Here is a 19,298-nt window from a genome sequence, read left to right on the forward strand (position 1 = left end):
CCCGGCCCCGGGCGCGCGCAAATCGACCAACCGGTTTTTATCGGCTTGATTTTCGGCCGCCTACCTGCTCGTCTACCCGTATTTCGCGCCGTTTCACAACACGTTCCCGCGTCCGGCCGTTAGGAGGGCGCTGGCTTTGGCACCGTTTTTTCTGGGTGGCCCGGCAACTCTCCTTTGTTTCATCATTTCCTTACGCACTTTTCATGCGACATATTCTGCAAAAAACCGGTCTGCTGGCGGGCCTGGCGTTCACGCTGGCCGGCGCGGCCGCCTGCTCCTCCGACGGGGGCGACGGCGTGCTGCTTTTCTCCATTGAAGACGACAAAGCCCTGGGCGAAAAAGTAGCCGCCCAGACCGATTCCACCTTCCGGGCCAAGGGCCAGCTGCTGGAGGCCAACGCCAATCCGCAGGCCTACGCGGCCCTCAACCGCATCGTGCTGCGGGTGCTCAACTCGGGCAAGCTCCAGTACCGTAACGAGTTTGTGTGGGACGTAAAGATTATCCGGGACGACCAGACCCAGAACGCCTTCGCCACGCCCGGCGGCCACATTTACGTGTATTCGGGCCTGATCAAGTACCTCGATAATGAAACCCAGCTGGCCGGCGTGCTGGGCCACGAAATTGCCCACGCCGACCGGCGCCACACCTCCCGCCAGCTCCAGCAGCAATATGGCATCAGCGTGTTGCTGAGCCTGATTCTGGGCAACAACCAGAACACGCTGGTGGACGTGGCCAGCGGCCTGGGCCAGCTTAAATTCAGCCGCGATTTTGAAACCGAGGCCGACGCCTACTCGGTGGAGTACCTCAACGGCACCAACTACTACGCCTGCGACGGGGCCGCCGGCTTCTTCATCAAGGCCCAGAACGACGGGCAGTCGGCCACGCCGGAGTTTCTCAGCACCCACCCCAACCCGGGCAACCGCATCGAGAACATTCAGGCCAAGGCCGACGAGCTCAACTGCCGCAACCGCACGGCCGCTTCCACTGATTTCAACCAGCTTAAAAGCGCGCTGTAAGTCTGCCGGCCCTTTCACTAAAAGCTCCCGCCGGTTGGTCGGGAGCTTTTTTTGTGGCTGAGCCTGAGCCGCTGACGGGGCCGCGACAACACCCGGGGCCGCCGCCTGCGTAGGAAGCGTTTCGGTAACCCGCTTTCTTTACGCCCTATGGCTTCTCTACTTGATAAATTCAGCGACTGGGCCGAGCAGGCCGACGAGGCCCTGACCCGCACCCGCGCCCGGCTTGGGCTGCTGCATCCGCTGCAGCTGGTGCCCTACCGCAGCTACGGCACTGCCGAGCGCCTGTACGTGAAAGGCCGCGTGCTCACCGATAAAGGCATCAGTGAGCCGGACCCCTCCGATTCGCGCTGGCACAACCTGGTGAACATGTACCGCCGCTTCGACAGCAACGAAATCAGCGGGGCCCGGCTCAGCGTGCTGCCCGCCGATGGCTCTGAGCACCCGGTCGTATCGGATGAGGAAGGTTATTTCACCCTCAACCTGGTCCCCGGGCAGCTGCCCGAGCCCGTGGACTTTCTCTGGCACCCGGTGGAAGTGGCCCTGGTGGAGTCGCCGCCGCCCTTCCCCACCCCGGCCGGTCTGCGCACCCGCGCCATGGTGCTCATTCCGCCCGCCGATGCGGAGTACGGCATCATTTCCGACCTCGACGACACCGTTATCCAGACCTCGGCCACGGACTTGCTGCGCATGGCCCGCATAGTGCTGTTGCGCAACGCCCGCTCCCGTTTGCCCTTCAAAGGCGTGGCCGAATTCTACCGCCAGCTTCAATTGGGCCGCAACGGCAAGCGCAACAACCCGTTTTTCTACGTCAGCAGCTCGCCCTGGAATCTGTACGACCTGCTGGAAGATTTCCTCGATCTGAACCAGATTCCGCCCGGCCCCCTGCTGCTGCGCGACATTGCCCTCCAGCGCAAGCAGGCCGGGGCCGCCTCCGAGCATCACGGCCACAAGCTCCGCGAAATCGACAACCTGCTGCTCACCTACCCGCGCCTGCCCTTCGTACTCATCGGCGACTCGGGCCAGGAAGACGCCAATATCTACCGCGAAGTGGTACGCCGCCACCCCGGCCGCATTCTGGCCATTTACATCCGCGACGTGAACCTGCCCGAACGGGCCGCTTTGGTGGAAAGCGTGCGCGACGAGCTGCGCCAGGCGAACGTAGAACTGCTATTGGTACAAGACACGGTGCAGGCGGCCGAGCACGCGGCCCGGAGCGGCCTCATCTTTGGAGAAGCCATTCCGGCCGTGGCCCAGGAAAAGCACAAAGACGAAACCGCCGAAGACGGCCTCGACGGTCAGGGTTCCGGCCAGCCGGTGATGAAATGAGTGAAGTACCAGTTATGAGTGGTTCGTGATTTATCCCTCCGGCTTAGTTAAGAGCCCCTGACGTATGCACGTCAGGGGCTTTGTTTTTGCCGGGGCTTGGTGCTGCGTAAAGGGTGGGTTAGTTTGCTTCGCGCCTCATGATGAGGCTGCTATTCACCCCCGCACGCTGTTCAGCTCGAATGTTCAGCTCGAATGGTCGGCTACAACCACCCAGGCGCCGTTGATGCGACGAAACACCAGCAGGAAGTGGCCCTGCAGGTCGCCGGCGGCGGGGCGGGCCAGGTGCCAGCGGCCGATGACGTGGGCCGCATCGGGGCTCAGGGGCTCAATGCGCAGGTGGCTGAAATCGAGCTGGCCCATGGCGGCGGCGGTGGGGTAGCTGCGGCGGTAGTTGTCGAGGGTGGACTGCCAGCCGTAGGTCAGGCCGCTCTTGCCGATGAAGACCAGCGAATCGTTCTGCCAGTATCCCTGCATGAACCCGGCTACGTCGCCCCGGTTCCAGGCGGCCGTCTGGGTGTGCAGCACGGTCAGGATGTCGCGGCGGGCAGCGGCCGTAACCGTTGGCGTAAGCCCGGGGGCCAGGCGTGGCGTGCAGGCCGGCAACAGGCCGATCGAGAGCAGGAACGCGAAACAGAAACGCTTCATAATACAGGGGACGCTTGACAGTAGCCGGAAAATGTTCCGCCCCGGTGACGACCACTGGGCCGGGACTGCACTACAGATTTCACTCACTCACTCACTCACTCACTCACTCACTCACTCACTCATCAGCTCTCGCACGTAGGCGGTGCCGCCCAGGCGGCGCATGTTGCGCAGCACCCGGCGCTGCTTGGCCCGGGCCTGGGGCCCCGGGTTGCTGGCCCGGAACCGCAACGGATTGGGCAGCACCCCGGCCAGCAGGGCCGCTTCCTGGGGCGTGAGCTTCTTGGCCGATTTGTGGAAATACTGCCGGGAAGCGGCTTCGGCCCCGAAGATACAGTCGCCCATTTCGGCTACGTTCAGGTACATTTCCATGATGCGGCGCTTGTCCCAGAGCAACTCGATGAGCAGGGTAAAATAGGCCTCGGCAGCCTTGCGCACGTAGCTGCGGCCGTGCCACAGAAACACGTTTTTGGCTACCTGCTGCGAGATGGTGCTGCCGCCCCGCAGCTGCTTTTTACCCTCAAAGTTCGACTGAGCCGCCTTCAGCAGCGCCTCTCCGTCGAAGCCGTGGTGCAGCAGAAACCGCTGGTCCTCGGCGGCCACCAGCGCCAAGGGCAACTGGGGCGAAACCTCGTCGAGCGTTTTAAACGCGTACTGCATGCGGCGGTCGGCCTCCCGGATGCCGTGGTAGCCCTGGCCAACGGGCGCGTGGGCCCGGCGCTCCAGCATCAGCCAGGTGGCGGGCGGACTTACCCAACGGTAGAGCAGCACCCAGGCCACTGAGGCCAGAAACAGTACCGCCAGCAGTTGTAATATCATCCGCCCGGCTCGCCGGGCCTGTTTTTTATAGTCTGTCACGCGTTTTGCTACCGGTTTACTCCTGGGATTCCCTGCGAAGCCCGCCGTAAAAATAGCGTCTGTTTCAGGACCAGGCTTAAAAACGGCCGTCCACGGCCGGCCACTACCCTGATTTGGCTGCCCGATAAGTAAAAAACTGCCCGGCGGCCGGGAGCTTACGGGCATTCCGTTGTTCTGAAAAAAGCCGGATATTGGCTGGCCGCCCGGTCCCGCGCCGGGCCTTCCGTTTCGCAACCCCTCCCCGTTCATGCGCCAGTTAGCTCTGTTTCCTTTGAATCTGGTCGTTTTTCCCGGCGAGAAGCTCAACCTGCACATTTTCGAGCCCCGCTACCGGCAACTGGTGCGCGACTGCCTGCAGGAGGGCATTACCTTCGGCGTGCCACCCTACCTGAACGGAGCCGTTAGCGTGCTGGGCACTGAAATGCGGCTGCTGAGCGTGGAAAAAAGCTACGCCTCGGGCGAGCTGGATATCCGCACCAAGGCCGTGGGCTTGTTTCGGGTGGAGGAGTTTTTCCGGGAGCTGCCCGGCAAGCTCTACGCCGGCGCCACCATCGAGCCCGTGGCCGACGATGCCTCCCCCGATCCGGCCCTGCACGTGCGCATCCGGGAGCTGATTCAGCAGCTCTACGACATTCTGGGCCTGCGCCGCCTGTTTCTCGACCTGCCGCCCGATTTCCGCGTGTACGATGTGGCCCACCAGCTGGGCCTGAGCACGGAACAGGAATATGAGCTGCTGGAAGCCTCCTCCGAGGTCGAACGTCAGCACCTGGCGCTGCGCCACCTGGCCCATATTCTGCCGGTTCTGCTGGAAACCGAGCGCCTCAAGGAACGGGTGCGCCTCAACGGCCACTTCAAAAACCTCACGCCTCCGTCGTTTTGAGTAGTTGGTTGTTGGTTGTTAAAGGAACGTTGCGGCGGGCGCAGCCAGGCAATAGCGGGGCGGCTTCTTGCAGGATAGTTGGTCTGTAGTAAGCCGCAACGAGGTTGATTGCCGTTCAAGACTACCTGGTTGCAATCCCTAACTGACGTCCAGCATCTATCCCCGTGGCAATTACTTCCCTTGTATTTTACGGGCTGCTCCTGCTGGCCGGGCTCCTGGCGCTCTGGCTGGGCCGCCGCTACGGGCAGGAGCGCCGCTACCGCCGCCGGCCCTACGTGGCCCCCGCCCACCACGACTGGGCCGCTCGCCCTCTACCGGCCCCTCTGCCCCGGCACCGCGTGGCCCTGCTCGGCGACCCCGGCGCGGTAGCCACCGATGGCACCGACCCTGTTTTGCAGTTGCTGGAAGAGTGGGAGCAGGAAACCGGCCCGGCCGGCACCATCGTGCTGCTCGGAGACAACATCTACCCTACCGGCCTGCCCGCGCCGGAGCACCCCGGCCGCCCTTTGGCTGAGGCCCGCCTGGCAGCCTTGCTGCGCAGCCTGGGCCGGTTTCCGGGGCGCGTGGTACTGCTCAGCGGCAACCACGACTGGAACAAAGGCCGCGCCGACGGCTGGGAATACCTGCGGCGTCAGGAGGCGTACGTGCACGAGCACCTGCCCCGGGCCCACTACCTGCCCCCCGATGGCACGCCCGGCCCCGTGAGTTTGCAGTTAACCGAGGGGCTGTTGCTGGTGGTGCTGAACACGCAGTGGTGGGTGCAGCACGGCCCGCGGCCCGCAGCCGATTCGCGCCAGCCCTTCCGGGACCTGCGCGCCCTGCTCGAAGCCAACCGCCACCAGCAAGTGGTGGTAGCGGGGCATCATCCGCTGTATTCGAATGCCCTGCACGGGGGTAAGTTTACGGCCAAGCAACACGTGTTTCCGCTGACCACCGTGCACAAGCGGGCCTATCTGCCGTTGCCCCTCATTGGCTCTCTGCTGCCGCTTTACCGCAAGTGGGTGGGCGCCGCCGAAGACATGGCCCACCCCCGCTACCGCACGATGCGCCGCCGGCTGCTGCGGGTGCTGCACGACTTTCCCGGCGTTATCTACGCGGCCGGCCACGACCACAACCTGCAGTATTTCCAGCGCCAGGGCGGGCACTACCTCGTCAGCGGGGCCGGCAGCAAAACCGCCTTCGTGCAGAAGGGTGGCCGCGCGGCCTTCGTGCACGAACACCAGGGATTCTTCAGTCTCGATTTTTACTCCCGCCACGAAACCTGGCTGCGCACCCTGGAGCCCGGGGGCCAGCCGGAGGTTTTCCGCATGCACCTGCGCGCGCCGTCCGGGCCGGTTCCTGCCCGGCTATCCTTCGGGGCCGGGCTTAGGCAGCGGTTTCGGCAGTAGCGGCCGGCACCAGCACCCGCAGGGTACCCGGCCTGATTTCCACGGCCACGGGCGCGGGCAGGTAACAGGGTTCCCCGTCTAGTTGCACCAGTACTTGGTCGGCGCCGGCCACCTTGATGCGGGCCCAGTGGCAGCGCAGGCGGTGGGTATAATCGGAAGCGTCGAACGTGCTGGTGTAGAGGCGAAAGAGCAGGCCGGGCGCTGCGGCGTTGGGAAAAGGCGCAATCAGGCAGATTTCGAATTGGCCGTCGTCGAGCTTGCTGTCGGGGTTGATGACCACGTTACTGCCGAAGGTGTTGGCATTGGCCATGGTGAGCATGAAAGCCGGTCCCGTCCACGTTTCCCGGTCGGTTTCGATGTGGTAGGTGGCGGGCTCATAGGCGGCGTATTCCTGGGTGGCAATGCGCACGTAGGCCGCCGGTCCGCGCACCTTGCCCGCATTGAACCGGCTCACTACCCGGGCATTAAACCCCATATCAGCCAGATGAGCTGCAAATCTACCGCCCACCCGCAGCGTGTCGAGGCGCCGGATCTGATGCTCCCAGCTCAGGCGCAGGGCTTGCTCCGGAACCAGCGGAATGCCCAGGTCCTTGGCCAGCCCGTTGCCCGAGCCCAGGGGCAGAATGCCCAGGGGGCAGGCCGTACCGCTAAGGGCTTCGGCAACCAGACTCACCGTGCCGTCGCCCCCGGCGGCAAACACGGCGTCCGGGGGGTGGGCGGCTACCTGCGCCCGCAGCCGGGCCAGGTCCTGCTCGCCGGTAGTAAAAAAGAACGACGCTGTGCGCCCACGCTCGGCGCAGTACTGCCTGATGGTCGTCTGCAGCGCGGCCTTATCAATATCACCCGATATCGGGTTCAGCACAAACAGCAGCCGGTAAAGCGGAGCGGGCGAAGTCGTTTCCATACAAACCAAGGCAGCAATATAAGGCAGAATAGCACCTGGCGGGTCGGTCGGTGCCAAACGCACAGAGCCGGCACCAGGCCGGCTCTGCAGAAAGTAACCACGATAAAAGTTACTGCTTGAGATTGGCTGGCAGCCCCTGTGGAAAATCGGCCGCAATTTCCCGCTCAATCTCCCCGATACGGTTGCCCGGATTGGGATGGGTGCTCAGGAATTCGGGCGGCTTGCTACCTTGGTTGGCTCCTTCCAGCACCCGCATCACCTGGAGCATGGCGCGGGGGTCATAACCGGCCGCCGGGGTGAAATCCACTGCCAGACGGTCGGCCTCCAGCTCATCCTCACGGCCGTAGCGCAGGGTAAGCAGCTTGCCCACCATGGCCGCCGCCGCGGCCGAGGCAGCCGTGCCGGGCCGCTCCGGATCATACAACCCGATGGCGGCCGCTCCGGTCAGCCCGTTGGTAAGCTGGGATTTGGCCACCTGTTCGGCCGAGTGGCGCGCGACTACGTGCCCGATTTCGTGGGCCAGCACCCCGGCGACCTGCCCTTCCGTGGTCATGTTTTTGAGCAGCCCGGCCGTGATAAAAATCTGGCCGCCGGGCAGGGCAAAGGCATTGATGGTGCTTTCATCGGCCAGCAAATGAAACCGGAACTGGTAGGGCGTCTGGCCGGCTTTGGTACTCTGCACCAACTGCTGACCGATGCGCTCCACGGCGGCGGCAGCTTTCTGATCGGGGTGCAGGCCGCCGTACTGCTGGGCCATTTCGGGCGCTGCCTGCAGACCCAGGGCAATTTCCTGTTCGGCCGACATGTTTACGTGCTGCACCTCGCCGGTCACCTCGTTTTTTTGGGTGTTGCAGTAGTAGGGAATGAAGGCGAAGGCGGCCATCACCAGCGCCAGAATGTAACGTAAGTTGCCTCGCATGATAGACTGAGGAGAAAGGATGGGGAGAGAGTTCAAAAACGGCCCGAGAGCCGCTTGGGCCTTGTAACGGGCGCTCCCCCGAAGAGTTTCACCCGCCTGCTTCCTCCCGTTTCCTCCCCCCAGCCAGCGTTGTGGCCGCCGTCTTTCAGCCTTGCTGCCGAATTGCACGGTAGTGGTGCGCAGCAGGATGCTGGCTCCACGGCAAACCGACGGCCTGATGCCCTCCAGGGCCTTCTTCCAGCTGCGTTGGTGGTCAGTTGGTTGTCCTTTCCGTCAACCTTAACCTGGCCCGGGCTACCAACTACCAGGCAAAGAGGAAGCAGCACTGCTCTCCCGCGCACAGAAATGCCCCATCACCGGTTGCGCCGGCAGTGGGGCATTCTTGTGCGAAAACAGAGGCATCGTCTCCAGGCATCAGCCCAGGCGCACTTTCAGCCCCTGGTGCTGAGCAAAGGCCAGCAGCGCCGCATCCAGTTCCAGCAGCGCAGAGTGGTAGGCAATTTCCCGGGGGCCGTGCGCGAATACCACCGAACCGCCCTTGATGGTGCGAATGATAGCGCCTGCTTCGGCGGTGGGCAGCGCCGGGCAGCCCTGGCTGCGGCCCAGGCGGCCGTGCTGCCGCACAAAGTCCTGGCTCACGTAACTGGCCCCGTGGACTACCACGGCGCGGCGGCGGGCATTGGTGTTGTAGCCCGCGTCTACTCCGTCCAGCCGCAACGAGAGGCCGTGCTTGCCCTGGTATGTCTGGCTGGTAACGTAAAAGCCCAGACTGCTCATCTCCGAGCCTTCCCGGTTGGAAAACGTGCGGGCAAATTCCTCACCGGTGTTCTTGCCGTGGGCTACCAGCGTGTGATGGAGCAGCCGGCCCTGGGCCAGATCTACCACCCACAACCGCTCCCGGGTGCTGGACTGGCTGAAATCAATGATACTAATCGTCTGGCACCGGGCACTGATGGCCCCATGCCGCTGAAGGTTATAAAACCCGATCAGGGCCTCGCGATACACCTGCACGGACAGATTGGCCGCCGCGAGGTTAGCCTGGGCGTAGGTCTGGGCCACATGCTGCTCGAAGGCGGCCATGTAGGCAGCCCGCTCGGCTCCGCTCAGTCGCGACGGATTGCCAGATGCCGCCCGGGATACGGGGTCGAGTGCGGGCAGCAGCTCACGGGCGGGAGTAGCGGCGGCTGGAAGCAGGTAGGAAAAACACGTTAGAAAGAAACCGGCAGTAACCGTCGGTAGGTTTGTCATCAGCTGAAATAGAGTAGTCGGAGCAAATGAATTTGAAGGTACCTTGCACAACCGCACCGTGTGAGGCCAGCCAAAAATAGTACTTTTTCGTCAACAACCCCGCCTCCCTTAATGACTTACCCATGAAAATTGTTCCCGTTTTTGCGTTGCGCATCACCCTGCTTGCAGCCGGAATCTTGTTTGCCGGTTGCGGTCATGACCTGCCGGAGCTACCGGATTTCGATGCCGCCGCCTGGCGCGCCGACCCCTACGGCTGCCAGAACAAGCGCGCGGCCCTGCTGTCCACGCTAGCCAAATACCGCAGTGACCTGTTTGGAGCCCGTATCAACGATATTACCAACGTTCTGGGCCACCCCGACGAAGAAGAACTGGGCGAGCAGAGCGACAAAGTCTACATCTACTACGTCACGCCGGGCCTGCAGTGCCAACCCGGGCATCCGCGCGCCGCCCGCAACCGGGTTATGCTGCGTAGTGGCGCTACCGGCACGGTAACGGAAGTTATTCTACCGGTTCTTCAGAAATAGGAAAATATAATTATAAAAATATCAAACTCATTTATTTAAAGCCTCTTCGCTTGCAGCCGGCCGAATTACCTTACTGGATGCACGCCGCAACACCGATACAAAAAGCGCCGCCTCCTGACCGGAAGCGGCGCTTTTTTGACAGCCCGAGGAGAAAAATGCAATAAACCTAGCCCAATCCTCCTTCGCTGGCCGGAGGCACCGGCACCGTTTCATGGTGCTGATCATTACGAAACAGACTTAGCTGGGAGGGCGTCAGAATCCGGCCGCATTCCGCTTCGTACTGGGCCTGCAATTCAGCCAGCTTGGCGTCCCGCTCCAGCGTATTTTCCTGGAACTGCCAGGTAATTTCCTCGGTGCGGGCCAGCTTGATCTTATTTACGTCGCGCAGCTTAATGTACTGGGCTTCGTTGAGACGAAGCTGCCGGCTCATCTGCCGGGTCAGATCCTCTACACGGGCTGCTGATGGATCAGTATTGCCGGGCCGCTCCGCATTACGGTCTTTCATCTGGGCCTGCGCTGCGGTGCTCAGACCCACCAGGAGGGTGAGTAAAAAGAAAAAGGCTTTCATAAAACGGTGGTGGAAAGCGTACAGCTTATTGAACGGTGTGTTAGGCCTGAAACTTCTCCGGCCAGATAAAAATTCCATCTTCCGGCATTTATTACATACAAATATATATAATTAAAGTTACATTGTAAAATAAATTTCACTTATTAGTTAAAACATATATTGTAATAGTTATTGTTTTTCGCACTTCGTTCATCCTTATTAATCAACAAAAAAAGGCTGGCCCATGGGGCCAGCCTTTACCACTTAGTTAGTTAGTTAGTGCGTTACTCCAAGCCCGTCATAGGCTTGTGGTCAGGACTCTTGTAATATTGCATGGCAATGAGGGAAATAATCATGCCCGACATGGCGCCCTGCAGGATAATGGCCAGAAAGGCAATGGTCACCGACAGATCGAATCCGAACAGATCCTGAGCCCGGATATCGTTCATAATGGCCCGGTTGAGCACCCCGGCGTAAAAGATAAAAAAGAAGGCAAAGGCCACGGACGCCACGAGGGCCGTAATGATACCCGTGCCGAAGCCGTGCAGGTAAGGCATCCGGCCGTGCCGGTAGCGCTTGTACTGCACAATGGCCATGCAGATACCGATGGCCAGAATCAGTCCGTTCAGAAAGCTCAGCTCAATGTGCTCGGCCAACCCAAACAAGGACGCCACTACGAAATAAAGCATCATGCCGATAGCCGTCAGTAAGCCGTACCGGACGCCGTTGGATTCGGGAGTGAGATGGGAATCTGCCATGGGAAGAACGGGTTGAGGGTGAAAAGATGAGTTTCAGGCGGGCGGCGCAGGGCATCGGAACTTACCGACCGGGCCGGCTTGTTCGCCCTACCGGCTATTAACCCAACGGGGCCGGCCCGCCTTTCTCTATACCATGCTCAGGACAAGGTTGTTGTAAATCAGCGCCATTTTTTTCCTGACTCCGCTGCCGTTGCCGCCTGGGGGCAGGGCGGGCGGGGCATTTTCCGTACTTTTGTGCGCCGGCCAGCCGCCTTCGGGGCTTCAGGGCCGGTTTTCCGCGTTTTTCCGCATTTTTTCTATATGATCAGCACCTCCAACGTAAGCCTGCGCTACGGCAAGCGCATCCTCTTCGAAGACGTAACCATCAAATTCATGCCCGGCAACGTGTATGGCCTGATCGGGGCCAATGGGGCCGGAAAATCCACCTTCCTCAAAATTCTGTCGGGTGAGATTGAGCCCAACACCGGCTCGGTGGACATGCCCAAGGGCTCCCGCCTCTCGGTGCTCAAGCAGGACCAGTTCGCGGCCGATGCCTACCCGGTGCTCCAGACCGTGATTATGGGCCACACCCGGCTCTGGAAGGTGATGGAAGAAAAGGACGCGCTCTACGCCAAGGCCGATTTCTCGGACGCCGACGGGGAGCGGGCCGCCGAGCTGGAAGGCGAATTTGCCGACCTTGAGGGCTGGAACGCCGAATATGAAGCGGCCGAGCTGCTCTCCGGCCTCGGCATCGCGGAAGACAAGCACCAAACCCTGATGGGCGACCTGGGTACTTCCGATAAGGTGCGGGTGCTGCTGGCCCAGGCCCTGTTCGGTAACCCCGACGTGCTGTTGCTCGATGAACCCACCAACGGCCTCGATGCCGAAACCGTGCTCTGGCTGGAAAACTTCCTCGACTCGTTCCAGAACACCGTGATAGTGGTCAGCCACGACCGCCACTTCCTCGATGCGGTGTGTAACTACATGGCCGACCTCGACTTCTCGAAGATTACCATGTACCCCGGCAACTACTCGTTCTGGTACGAGAGCAGCCAGCTGGCTTTGCGCCAGCGCCAGGATATCAACAAGAAAACCGAGGACAAGCGCAAGGAGCTGGAGGAGTTTGTGCGCCGCTTCTCGGCCAACGCCTCCAAGAGCAAGCAGGCTACTTCGCGCCAGAAGCTGCTCCAGAAACTCACCCTGGAAGAAATCAAGCCCAGTTCGCGCAAGTACCCCTACATTGCCTTCAAGCCCGAGCGTGAGGCCGGCAACCAGTTGCTGACGGTGGAGAACCTGAGCGCCAAAGTTGATGGCCAGACCATTTTCCGCAACGTGTCGTTCATGCTCGACAAGGGCGACAAGGTAGCCGTGGTCAGCCGCGACGACCGGGCCGCCTCCCTCCTCTTCGATATCCTGTTCGAGCAGACCAAGGCTGCCACCGGCGACTTCAAGTGGGGCACCACCATCACGCCCAGCTACTTCCCCAAGGAAAACACCGAGTTCTTCGATACCGACCTGAACCTGGTGGACTGGCTGCGCCAGTACAGCACGGAGAAGGACGAGTCCTTTATCCGGGGCTTCCTGGGCCGGATGCTCTTCTCGGGCGAGGAGTCGCAGAAGAAGTCGAACGTGCTGAGCGGGGGCGAGAAAGTGCGCTGCATGCTCAGCAAGATGATGATGGAGGGCGGCAACGTGCTCACGCTCGATGACCCCACCAACCACCTGGACCTGGAGAGCATTACGGCCCTCAACAACTCGTTGCAGGAGTTCAACGGTACGCTGCTGTTCGCCTCCCACGACCTGCAGGTGATTGAGACGGTAGCCAACCGCATCATTGAGCTGACGCCGGAGGGAATTATTGACCGCCGGATGACGTACGAGGAATACCTGGCCGACGAAAACATCAAGGCTCAGCGCCGCAAGATGTACCAATTGGTATCATAACCACGTTCTAGCAAGCATTATGAAACGACTCCTGTTCCTGATGCTGATTGGTGGGGCCAGCCTGGTTGGGCTGGCCCCTACCGTTTCAGCCCAAACCACCGATACTACCCGCACCAGCAAGCCCCAGCTGAACACGGCCCCGCCCGGCGGTGCCCCCGCTCCCCGGCAGCCGGCCCCCGTGTACCAGCCCGCCACGCCGGCTCCCGCTACGCCGGCTCCGGCCAGCACGCCCGACCCCAACGTGCCGGCTTCCCGCGCGCCCTACGACCCCAGCCGCCCCTCCGGCCTGGATTTGCCCCAGCGCCCGGGGGTGGCGGCACCAGCGCCGCCCCTGCGCAAGTATTTCCTCTACACTAATTTTGGCTTGGGCTTCAACGGCTTCAGCGGCTACAACCAGTTCAGCGCCAGTCTGGCCCCGGCCATCGGCTACCGTTTCTCGGAGCGCTTCGCGGCGGGTCCGGGCATCTCGTACGCCTATAACAGTTACACCTTCGGGCGCGGTGGCCCAACCATCAAAACCAATAGCCTGGGCTTTAAAGGCTTTGGGCAGTTCATCGTATACAAGGAGTTCTTTCTGCACGCCGAGTATGAGGTAACCAAGGCTGAAGTACTGGGCTACGACCAGTCCGGCAACCTCGGTATTTTCAAGCGTACGGTGCGTACGCCTTTGGCTGGCGCGGGCTACCGCACCCGCTTCAGCGACCGGGCCGCCGCCGACATTGTGGTACTCTACAACTTCAACGATGGGTTCGATGACATTTACGGGCAGCCGGTCATCCGTTTCAGCTTTCTGTTTGACCTGAAATAAGCCATTGAATTTTGGTTAAACACAAAAACTCCCACTCAGTAGCTGAGCGGGAGTTTTTGTGTTTTTCAGACTGCATCTTCAGCCAGCTAGCCAGCTGAAGAAAAAGCCGGCAGTTAAACTACCCGGCCGCCGCGAATAACGCGCAGCAGGATGGCAATGATGGCAATTACGAGCAGGATGTGGATCAGACTGTTACCAGCAATACCAGCGCCGAGTACGCCGAAGAAGCCCAGGGCCCAGATGATGATCAGAATTACCGCGATGATGTACAACAGATTACCCATGATGGAAAGGAGGAGAGAGTTGAAAAAATGAGAAAGGGGGAAAGAGAAAAGGGAGTTTTCCGGCCGATGGAGGGTGATTTGGCGGCCGGAAACCATTCTGGGGGTTTGTACGCGCACTTTCCGGCAAAAGGTTTAAATTCTATTCAAGTATTTTTTTTCGGCCGGCCGCAATAGGCCCCTAAGGGCCGGAAACGTGCCTTTGTCCCGGGAAAAAAACAACGGCAACCGCTCACTCCTCCACGGCCGGGCATTGGGTCAGCCGGCGTTTCGGGTTAGCTTTGCGGCGGCGCGGCCGACTAAAGGTCGGCCGCGCATTCCTTCTTCCCACCCCTTTCCCCCACCCTTATGAACGTTGCCGTTATTGGCTCGGGCACCATGGGCAATGGCATTGCGCACGTGTTCGCGCAGCATGGCTTTGCCGTTGCCCTCATCGATATCAACCAGGCGGCCCTCGACAAGGGCATGGCCACCATCGGCAAAAACCTGGACCGCCAGGTAAGCAAGGGCAGCCTCGCCGAAGCCGACAAAACTGCCACCCTCAGTCGCCTGACTACCTATACCAGCCTCTCGGAAGGCGTACTCAACGCCGACCTGGTGGTGGAAGCCGCCACTGAAAATGTGGAGCTCAAGCTCAACATCTTCCGTGAAATCGACCAGTATGCCCCCGAGGCGGCCATTCTGGCCACTAACACGTCGTCCATTTCCATTACCCGCATTGCGGCCGTTACCAAGCGGCCAGCCCAGGTAATCGGGATGCACTTCATGAATCCGGTACCGGTGATGAAGCTGGTGGAAGTGATTCGGGGCTACGCCACGTCGGATGAGGTAACCAAACAGGTAATGGACCTCTCGCGGCAGCTGGGCAAGACGCCTACCGAGGTCAACGACTTCCCCGGCTTCGTGGCCAACCGCATTCTGATGCCCATGATCAACGAGGCCATCATTACCCTGCACGAGGGCGTGGCCGGCGTGGAGGAAATCGATACGGTGATGAAGCTGGGTATGGCCCACCCCATGGGCCCGCTGCAACTGGCCGATTTTATCGGCCTTGATGTGTGCCTGGCTATTCTGCGGGTGCTGCACGACGGCCTGGGCAACCCCAAGTACGCCCCCTGCCCCCTGCTGGTGAACATGGTAACGGCCGGCCGCCTGGGCGTGAAATCGGGCGAGGGCTTCTACTCCTGGACCCACGGTACCAAGGACCTGGTGCTGGCCGACCGTTTCCAGAAACGCGGATAATGCCGTGAATGGGATGATGCTGATTCGTTTAACATGCTGCTGATCAGAAATCCGCGCCGTTGCTGTAAAGGCCTCAAGCGGCTCATGCGCCGCGATTTGAACAGCTTTCCTGCTTCGCGCGTTATACTGTCGGCATTGAGCAAATCAGCGTCATCCCATCATCAGCAACATCTGTGATTTAATGGAACAAGCAACTTTTGGCGGCGGGTGCTTTTGGTGCACCGAAGCCGTATTTCAGAGTCTGAAGGGCGTGGAGAAAGTCGTGTCGGGTTACACCGGCGGGCGCATTGCCAACCCTACGTATAAGGAAGTATGCAGCGGCCTGACGGGCCATAACGAGGTTATTCAGGTAACCTTTGATCCGGCCGTGATCAGCTACGAGGAGCTGCTGGAGGTGTTCTGGAAAACCCACGACCCTACTACCCTCAACCGCCAGGGCAACGATACGGGCACGCAGTACCGCTCGGGCGTGTACACGCATAATGAGGAGCAGCACCGCCTGGCCACGGCCTACAAGCAGCACCTGACGGAGGCCAACGCCTTCGACGGTCCCATCACCACGGAAATTCTGCCCCTGCCGGTGTTTTATCCCGCCGAGGCCTACCACCAGAACTACTACAACCTGAACGGCTCCCAGCCTTACTGCCAGTTCGTGGTAAAGAGTAAAGTGGACAAGGTGAAGGCCGTATTCGGCGACAAGCTGAAGGCGACGGTTTAACGCCCATTGAAAGGGTAATAAAGAACTGTCATCCTGAGCGGAGCGAAGGATCTTATCACGCAAAAACGACCGTATTAACGACTCGTTCTATCGTGGCAAGATCCTTCGTTTCGCTCAGGATGACAGTTCTTTTTTAACCCTACAGCAAGCCATGCTAGCCCTGCCGCTGGTCCTGAAAATCGATCTGGAAAGGGCCCTGCTCCCGGCCGATGGCGTAGAACAACGCCACCTGGTTCATGAGGGTGCGGGCGTAAAGGTCGAGGGCGCGGGTTTCGAGGATCTGGTCGTTCTTGACGATGATGAAGCTCACCAGCTCGCCCGGGTAGGCCCCGTCCTCGCCCACTTCCGGCAGGGCCTCGAAGGGCGACGCCGACTTGACGGGGATGTAGTCCTGCTTGGGCAGACTCATGAGGGTTTTCTCGCCGTAGGGCACGAAGCCCTTCAGGTGGGAGTAGCGGTAGTTCGGGTTCCAGACCCAGCTGCCGTTGAAGATGTAGTACTCATCGGTGCCCAGACGCAGGAAGTCCCGCAGCGAGACGTTGACGCCCACCCGCCAGTTGCTACGCTCCTCCAGGCTCTGCTTGATAATGGCCAGGCGCGTGGGGTCGGCCACGTCGGTCAGGCCCTGGGTCATGCGGGCCTGGGCCACCAGCTCGCAGCCGGCGTACAGGTTGAGCAGCTGCTGCCGCCAGGCGTTCTGAGCCCCCAACTGGTAGGCATCGGCGCGGGTGAACTCGAAGAAGTTATAGGTGTAGGGGCCGGCAATGGCCACCCCGTCGCGGCCGTTGGGCTCGGCCCACTCCACCAGGAAGCAGGGGCGCGAGCGGCCATCCACCCAGGGCAGTTCCCGGTTGAAGGCCACGCGGGTTTGCACGGTTTCAGGATCGATACCCAGCTCCTGGGCAATGTAGTCGCGCACTTCATCCCGGGCCTGCGCGGCCGATACAACGGTTTTGAGGGTACTCATCAAGCGAAAGAAGTAGGAATAAACGGCCCGCCGGCCAGTAGTAGCCGGGGGCAGTTTACAATGTTAGCGGTTTTGGCCGGGCTCTCCAACCCGGGCCCGGCGACTTACACGGCCACGTTGTGCTCGCGCAGGGCGTCGTTGAGGCTGGTTTTGAGGTCGGTGCTGGGCTTGCGCTGACCAATGATGAGGGCGCAGGGCACGTGGTACTCGCCGGCCGGGAACTGCTTGGGCAGCGAGCCGGGAATGACCACCGAGCGGGCCGGCACGTAGCCGCGGTACTCCTTGGGCTCGGTGCCCGTAACGTCGATAATGCGGGTGCTGCCCGTGATAGTCACGCCCGCCCCGATAACGGCTTCCTTGCCCACGAAGCAGCCTTCCACCAGAATGCTGCGCGAGCCCACGAAGGCGCCGTCCTCGATGATAACCGGCGCGGCCTGCACCGGCTCCAGCACGCCCCCGATGCCCACGCCCCCGCTCAGGTGCACGCCGGCCCCGATCTGGGCGCAAGAGCCCACCGTGGCCCAGGTGTCCACCATGGTGCCCTCGCCCACCCAGGCGCCGATGTTTACGTAGCTGGGCATCATGATTACGCCGGAGGCCAGGAAGGCGCCGTAGCGGGCCACGGCCGGCGGCACCACGCGCACGCCCTGGCCCTGGTAATCGGTTTTGAGGCGCATTTTGTCCCGGAACTCGAAGGGGCCGACTTCCAGCGTTTCCATCTGGCGGATGGGGAAGTAGAGAATCACCGCCTTCTTCACCCAGTCGTTTACCTGCCAGTCGGCGCCCTCGGTAGCGCCGGGCTGGGCCACGCGCAGGCGGCCCTTGTCGAGTTCTTCGATGACGTGCTCAATGGCCTGCACGGTGGCGGTCTGCTGCAACAGGCTACGGTCGTTCCAAGCGGCTTCAATCAGGTTTTGGAGGTCAGACATTTCGTTATTCGGCTTTCGTTTTTCGTTATTCGTGGTTTGATGGCCGGTTTCCGGCTTATCGGCCTAAAGGTAGCGGATGCGGGGCGAGCCCACCAAGCGCCGGGCGCAATCAACCTGACGCCAGTCGAACAACGGGCAACGAGTAACGAACAAGGAAAATGCTTCCCGTAACCATCCTGCTGGCCTCCGTACTCAAGCCCCTCGACGATACCCGCATGCTGGGCAAGTTCGGGCGCACCCTGGCCGGGCGGGCAGGCACCGTGGTGCACGTAGCTGGCCGGGCCGCCCCCACCCCGCCGGATTTGCCGGCCAATCTGCGCGTGCAGGAACTGCTGCGCGGCACCCGCCTGAGCTGGGAACGGCTGGCAGCCCAGCGGCGCTACTGGCAGCTGCTCCAACGCCTGCGCCCGACGGTGGTGTTCGTGCACGCCCCGGAGCTGCTGCCCGCCACCGTGCTCTGGCAGCTGTGCCACCCCGCAACCCGGTTCGTGTACGACGTGCGGGAAAACTATGCCCTCAACATCCGGACCCAGCGGGTGTACCCAGCCTGGGCCCGGGGCCTGCTGGCCGGCCTGGTGCGCCGCCTCGAAACCCTGGCCGCCGCCCGCGCCGCCGCCGTACTACTGGCCGAGCGCAGCTACGCCCCGGAGCTGCCCTTCGCCGCCGGAGCCGCGGCCGACTCGGATTCCCACCCTTTCGCCAACAACCAACAACCAACAACCAACAACCAACAACCCGTCCTTGTCATCGAAAACAAGTATCAGCCTTACGACTCGTGCCCGGTGCCCTATCCGCGCCGCCTGCCCGAGCGCACGCAGCCGCTGCGGCTGGTGTACTCGGGCACGATTTCGGAGCTGAACGGGATATGGGAAGCCCTGCGCTTCGCGGCCCACCTGCGCACGGTCTGGCCCCTGGCCCACCTCACCATCATCGGATACTGCCAGCAGCCGGGGCTGCTGCCGCGCCTGCAAGCGGCCGTGGCAGCCAGCGGCGGCGGGGTCACGCTCGTGGGCGGGGCCGGGCTGGTGCCCCACGCCCGGGTGCTGGCCGAAATCAGGGCCAGCCACCTAGGGCTGCTGCCCTACCGGCCCCACTCCAGCACGGCCCGCTGCATCCCCACCAAATTGTTCGAGTACCTGGGCGAGGCCCTGCCGCTGGTGGTGCCGCCCAACCCGCTCTGGGTGGCACTGGCCGAAGAGGCGCGGGCGGGTCTGGTTTTCGACTTCCAGCAGCCCGATTACCCGCCGGCGCAGGAGCTGGCGGCGGCCCTGGAGCAAGGTCTTTACTACCCCCTGGGGCCGCCACCGGGGGCGTTTTGGCCTCTGGAAGCCGAAAAATTGCACTGGCTCATGGATTGTATCAAGTAACTGCCGACCTTTGCCGCCCGTTTACGGGGCAGGGCTCCGAATTTTTCTACCTT

General features: G+C 61.6%; 20 protein-coding genes. 10 read left to right on the forward strand and 10 right to left on the reverse strand.

The annotated features are described in order from the left end of the window. Positions 1-203: 203 nt before the first annotated feature. Positions 204-1,016, forward strand: a complete 813-nt coding sequence (locus KLP40_RS04375; protein WP_215592466.1) for a M48 family metalloprotease — start codon at positions 204-206, stop codon at positions 1,014-1,016. Positions 1,017-1,163: 147 nt separating this feature from the next. Continuing rightward, on the forward strand, positions 1,164-2,342 hold the full coding sequence (locus tag KLP40_RS04380; protein WP_215592468.1) for an App1 family protein: 1,179 nt from the start codon (positions 1,164-1,166) through the stop codon (positions 2,340-2,342). 183 nt (positions 2,343-2,525) lie between these two features. Here the strand turns inward: KLP40_RS04380 and KLP40_RS04385 are convergent, their stop codons facing one another. Then, a complete protein-coding gene (locus tag KLP40_RS04385) occupies positions 2,526-2,987 on the reverse strand; it encodes a YybH family protein (protein ID WP_215592470.1) in 462 nt (153 codons plus the stop codon). A gap of 111 nt (positions 2,988-3,098) precedes the next feature. Further along, positions 3,099-3,803 carry a monofunctional biosynthetic peptidoglycan transglycosylase gene (gene mtgA / locus KLP40_RS04390; protein ID WP_215592471.1) on the reverse strand — a complete coding sequence of 235 codons (705 nt, stop codon included), beginning with the start codon at positions 3,801-3,803 and terminating at the stop codon, positions 3,099-3,101. 286 nt (positions 3,804-4,089) lie between these two features. On the opposite strand from mtgA, the gene KLP40_RS04395 reads away from it, so the two are divergent. Further along, positions 4,090-4,722 carry an LON peptidase substrate-binding domain-containing protein gene (locus tag KLP40_RS04395; protein WP_215592472.1) on the forward strand — a complete coding sequence of 211 codons (633 nt, stop codon included), beginning with the start codon at positions 4,090-4,092 and terminating at the stop codon, positions 4,720-4,722. A 164-nt stretch (positions 4,723-4,886) separates the two neighbouring features. Then, positions 4,887-6,110 (forward strand): metallophosphoesterase, encoded by a 1,224-nt coding sequence (locus tag KLP40_RS04400; protein WP_317196746.1) that lies wholly within the window; start codon positions 4,887-4,889, stop codon positions 6,108-6,110. Here KLP40_RS04400 and KLP40_RS04405 read toward each other — a convergent pair. The 3 genes from KLP40_RS04405 to KLP40_RS04415 all read right to left on the reverse strand — a co-directional run bounded on the left by KLP40_RS04405 (position 6,088) and on the right by KLP40_RS04415 (position 9,181). Continuing rightward, positions 6,088-7,014, reverse strand: a complete 927-nt coding sequence (locus tag KLP40_RS04405) for a diacylglycerol/lipid kinase family protein (protein ID WP_215592474.1) — start codon at positions 7,012-7,014, stop codon at positions 6,088-6,090. The genes KLP40_RS04400 and KLP40_RS04405 overlap by 23 nt on opposite strands. Before the next feature lie 109 nt (positions 7,015-7,123). Beyond that, entirely contained in the window at positions 7,124-7,933 is an 810-nt protein-coding gene (locus KLP40_RS04410) for a M48 family metallopeptidase (RefSeq protein ID WP_215592475.1), read from the reverse strand. 414 nt (positions 7,934-8,347) lie between these two features. Further along, positions 8,348-9,181 carry a murein L,D-transpeptidase catalytic domain family protein gene (locus KLP40_RS04415; protein ID WP_215592476.1) on the reverse strand — a complete coding sequence of 278 codons (834 nt, stop codon included), beginning with the start codon at positions 9,179-9,181 and terminating at the stop codon, positions 8,348-8,350. Between the two features lie 122 nt (positions 9,182-9,303). Between KLP40_RS04415 and KLP40_RS04420 the strand changes: the two genes are divergently transcribed. Then, positions 9,304-9,705, forward strand: a complete 402-nt coding sequence (locus KLP40_RS04420; protein WP_215592477.1) for a hypothetical protein — start codon at positions 9,304-9,306, stop codon at positions 9,703-9,705. A 166-nt stretch (positions 9,706-9,871) separates the two neighbouring features. Here the strand turns inward: KLP40_RS04420 and KLP40_RS04425 are convergent, their stop codons facing one another. Beyond that, a complete protein-coding gene (locus tag KLP40_RS04425) occupies positions 9,872-10,273 on the reverse strand; it encodes a hypothetical protein (protein ID WP_215592478.1) in 402 nt (133 codons plus the stop codon). Positions 10,274-10,536: 263 nt separating this feature from the next. Further along, complete coding sequence (locus tag KLP40_RS04430; RefSeq protein ID WP_215592479.1) at positions 10,537-11,010, reverse strand: DUF4199 domain-containing protein; 474 nt, start codon at positions 11,008-11,010, stop codon at positions 10,537-10,539. Positions 11,011-11,310: 300 nt separating this feature from the next. Between KLP40_RS04430 and KLP40_RS04435 the strand changes: the two genes are divergently transcribed. Then, positions 11,311-12,933 (forward strand): ABC-F family ATP-binding cassette domain-containing protein, encoded by a 1,623-nt coding sequence (locus KLP40_RS04435; RefSeq protein WP_215592480.1) that lies wholly within the window; start codon positions 11,311-11,313, stop codon positions 12,931-12,933. A 19-nt stretch (positions 12,934-12,952) separates the two neighbouring features. Next, on the forward strand, positions 12,953-13,741 hold the full coding sequence (locus KLP40_RS04440; protein WP_215592481.1) for a hypothetical protein: 789 nt from the start codon (positions 12,953-12,955) through the stop codon (positions 13,739-13,741). 113 nt (positions 13,742-13,854) lie between these two features. Here KLP40_RS04440 and KLP40_RS04445 read toward each other — a convergent pair whose 3' ends face one another. Then, positions 13,855-14,025: a lmo0937 family membrane protein gene (locus KLP40_RS04445; protein WP_215592482.1), complete on the reverse strand. Its 171-nt coding sequence runs from the start codon at positions 14,023-14,025 to the stop codon at positions 13,855-13,857. A 345-nt stretch (positions 14,026-14,370) separates the two neighbouring features. Here KLP40_RS04445 and KLP40_RS04450 point away from each other — a divergent pair, with 345 nt between their 5' ends. After that, complete coding sequence (locus KLP40_RS04450) at positions 14,371-15,264, forward strand: 3-hydroxyacyl-CoA dehydrogenase family protein (protein ID WP_215592483.1); 894 nt, start codon at positions 14,371-14,373, stop codon at positions 15,262-15,264. Between the two features lie 181 nt (positions 15,265-15,445). Then, positions 15,446-15,982 carry a peptide-methionine (S)-S-oxide reductase MsrA gene (msrA, locus tag KLP40_RS04455; protein WP_215592484.1) on the forward strand — a complete coding sequence of 179 codons (537 nt, stop codon included), beginning with the start codon at positions 15,446-15,448 and terminating at the stop codon, positions 15,980-15,982. A 154-nt stretch (positions 15,983-16,136) separates the two neighbouring features. Here msrA and KLP40_RS04460 read toward each other — a convergent pair whose 3' ends face one another. Both KLP40_RS04460 and KLP40_RS04465 read right to left on the reverse strand, forming a co-directional pair. Continuing rightward, positions 16,137-16,949, reverse strand: a complete 813-nt coding sequence (locus tag KLP40_RS04460) for a hypothetical protein (protein ID WP_215592492.1) — start codon at positions 16,947-16,949, stop codon at positions 16,137-16,139. A 104-nt stretch (positions 16,950-17,053) separates the two neighbouring features. Then, complete coding sequence (locus KLP40_RS04465; protein WP_215592493.1) at positions 17,054-17,878, reverse strand: 2,3,4,5-tetrahydropyridine-2,6-dicarboxylate N-succinyltransferase; 825 nt, start codon at positions 17,876-17,878, stop codon at positions 17,054-17,056. Between the two features lie 158 nt (positions 17,879-18,036). On the opposite strand from KLP40_RS04465, the gene KLP40_RS04470 reads away from it, so the two are divergent. Continuing rightward, entirely contained in the window at positions 18,037-19,245 is a 1,209-nt protein-coding gene (locus tag KLP40_RS04470; RefSeq protein WP_215592494.1) for a glycosyltransferase family protein, read from the forward strand. Positions 19,246-19,298 lie beyond the last annotated feature (53 nt).

Origin of the sequence: Hymenobacter piscis (assembly GCF_018760735.1) — a bacterium.
GTDB lineage: Bacteria > Bacteroidota > Bacteroidia > Cytophagales > Hymenobacteraceae > Hymenobacter > Hymenobacter piscis.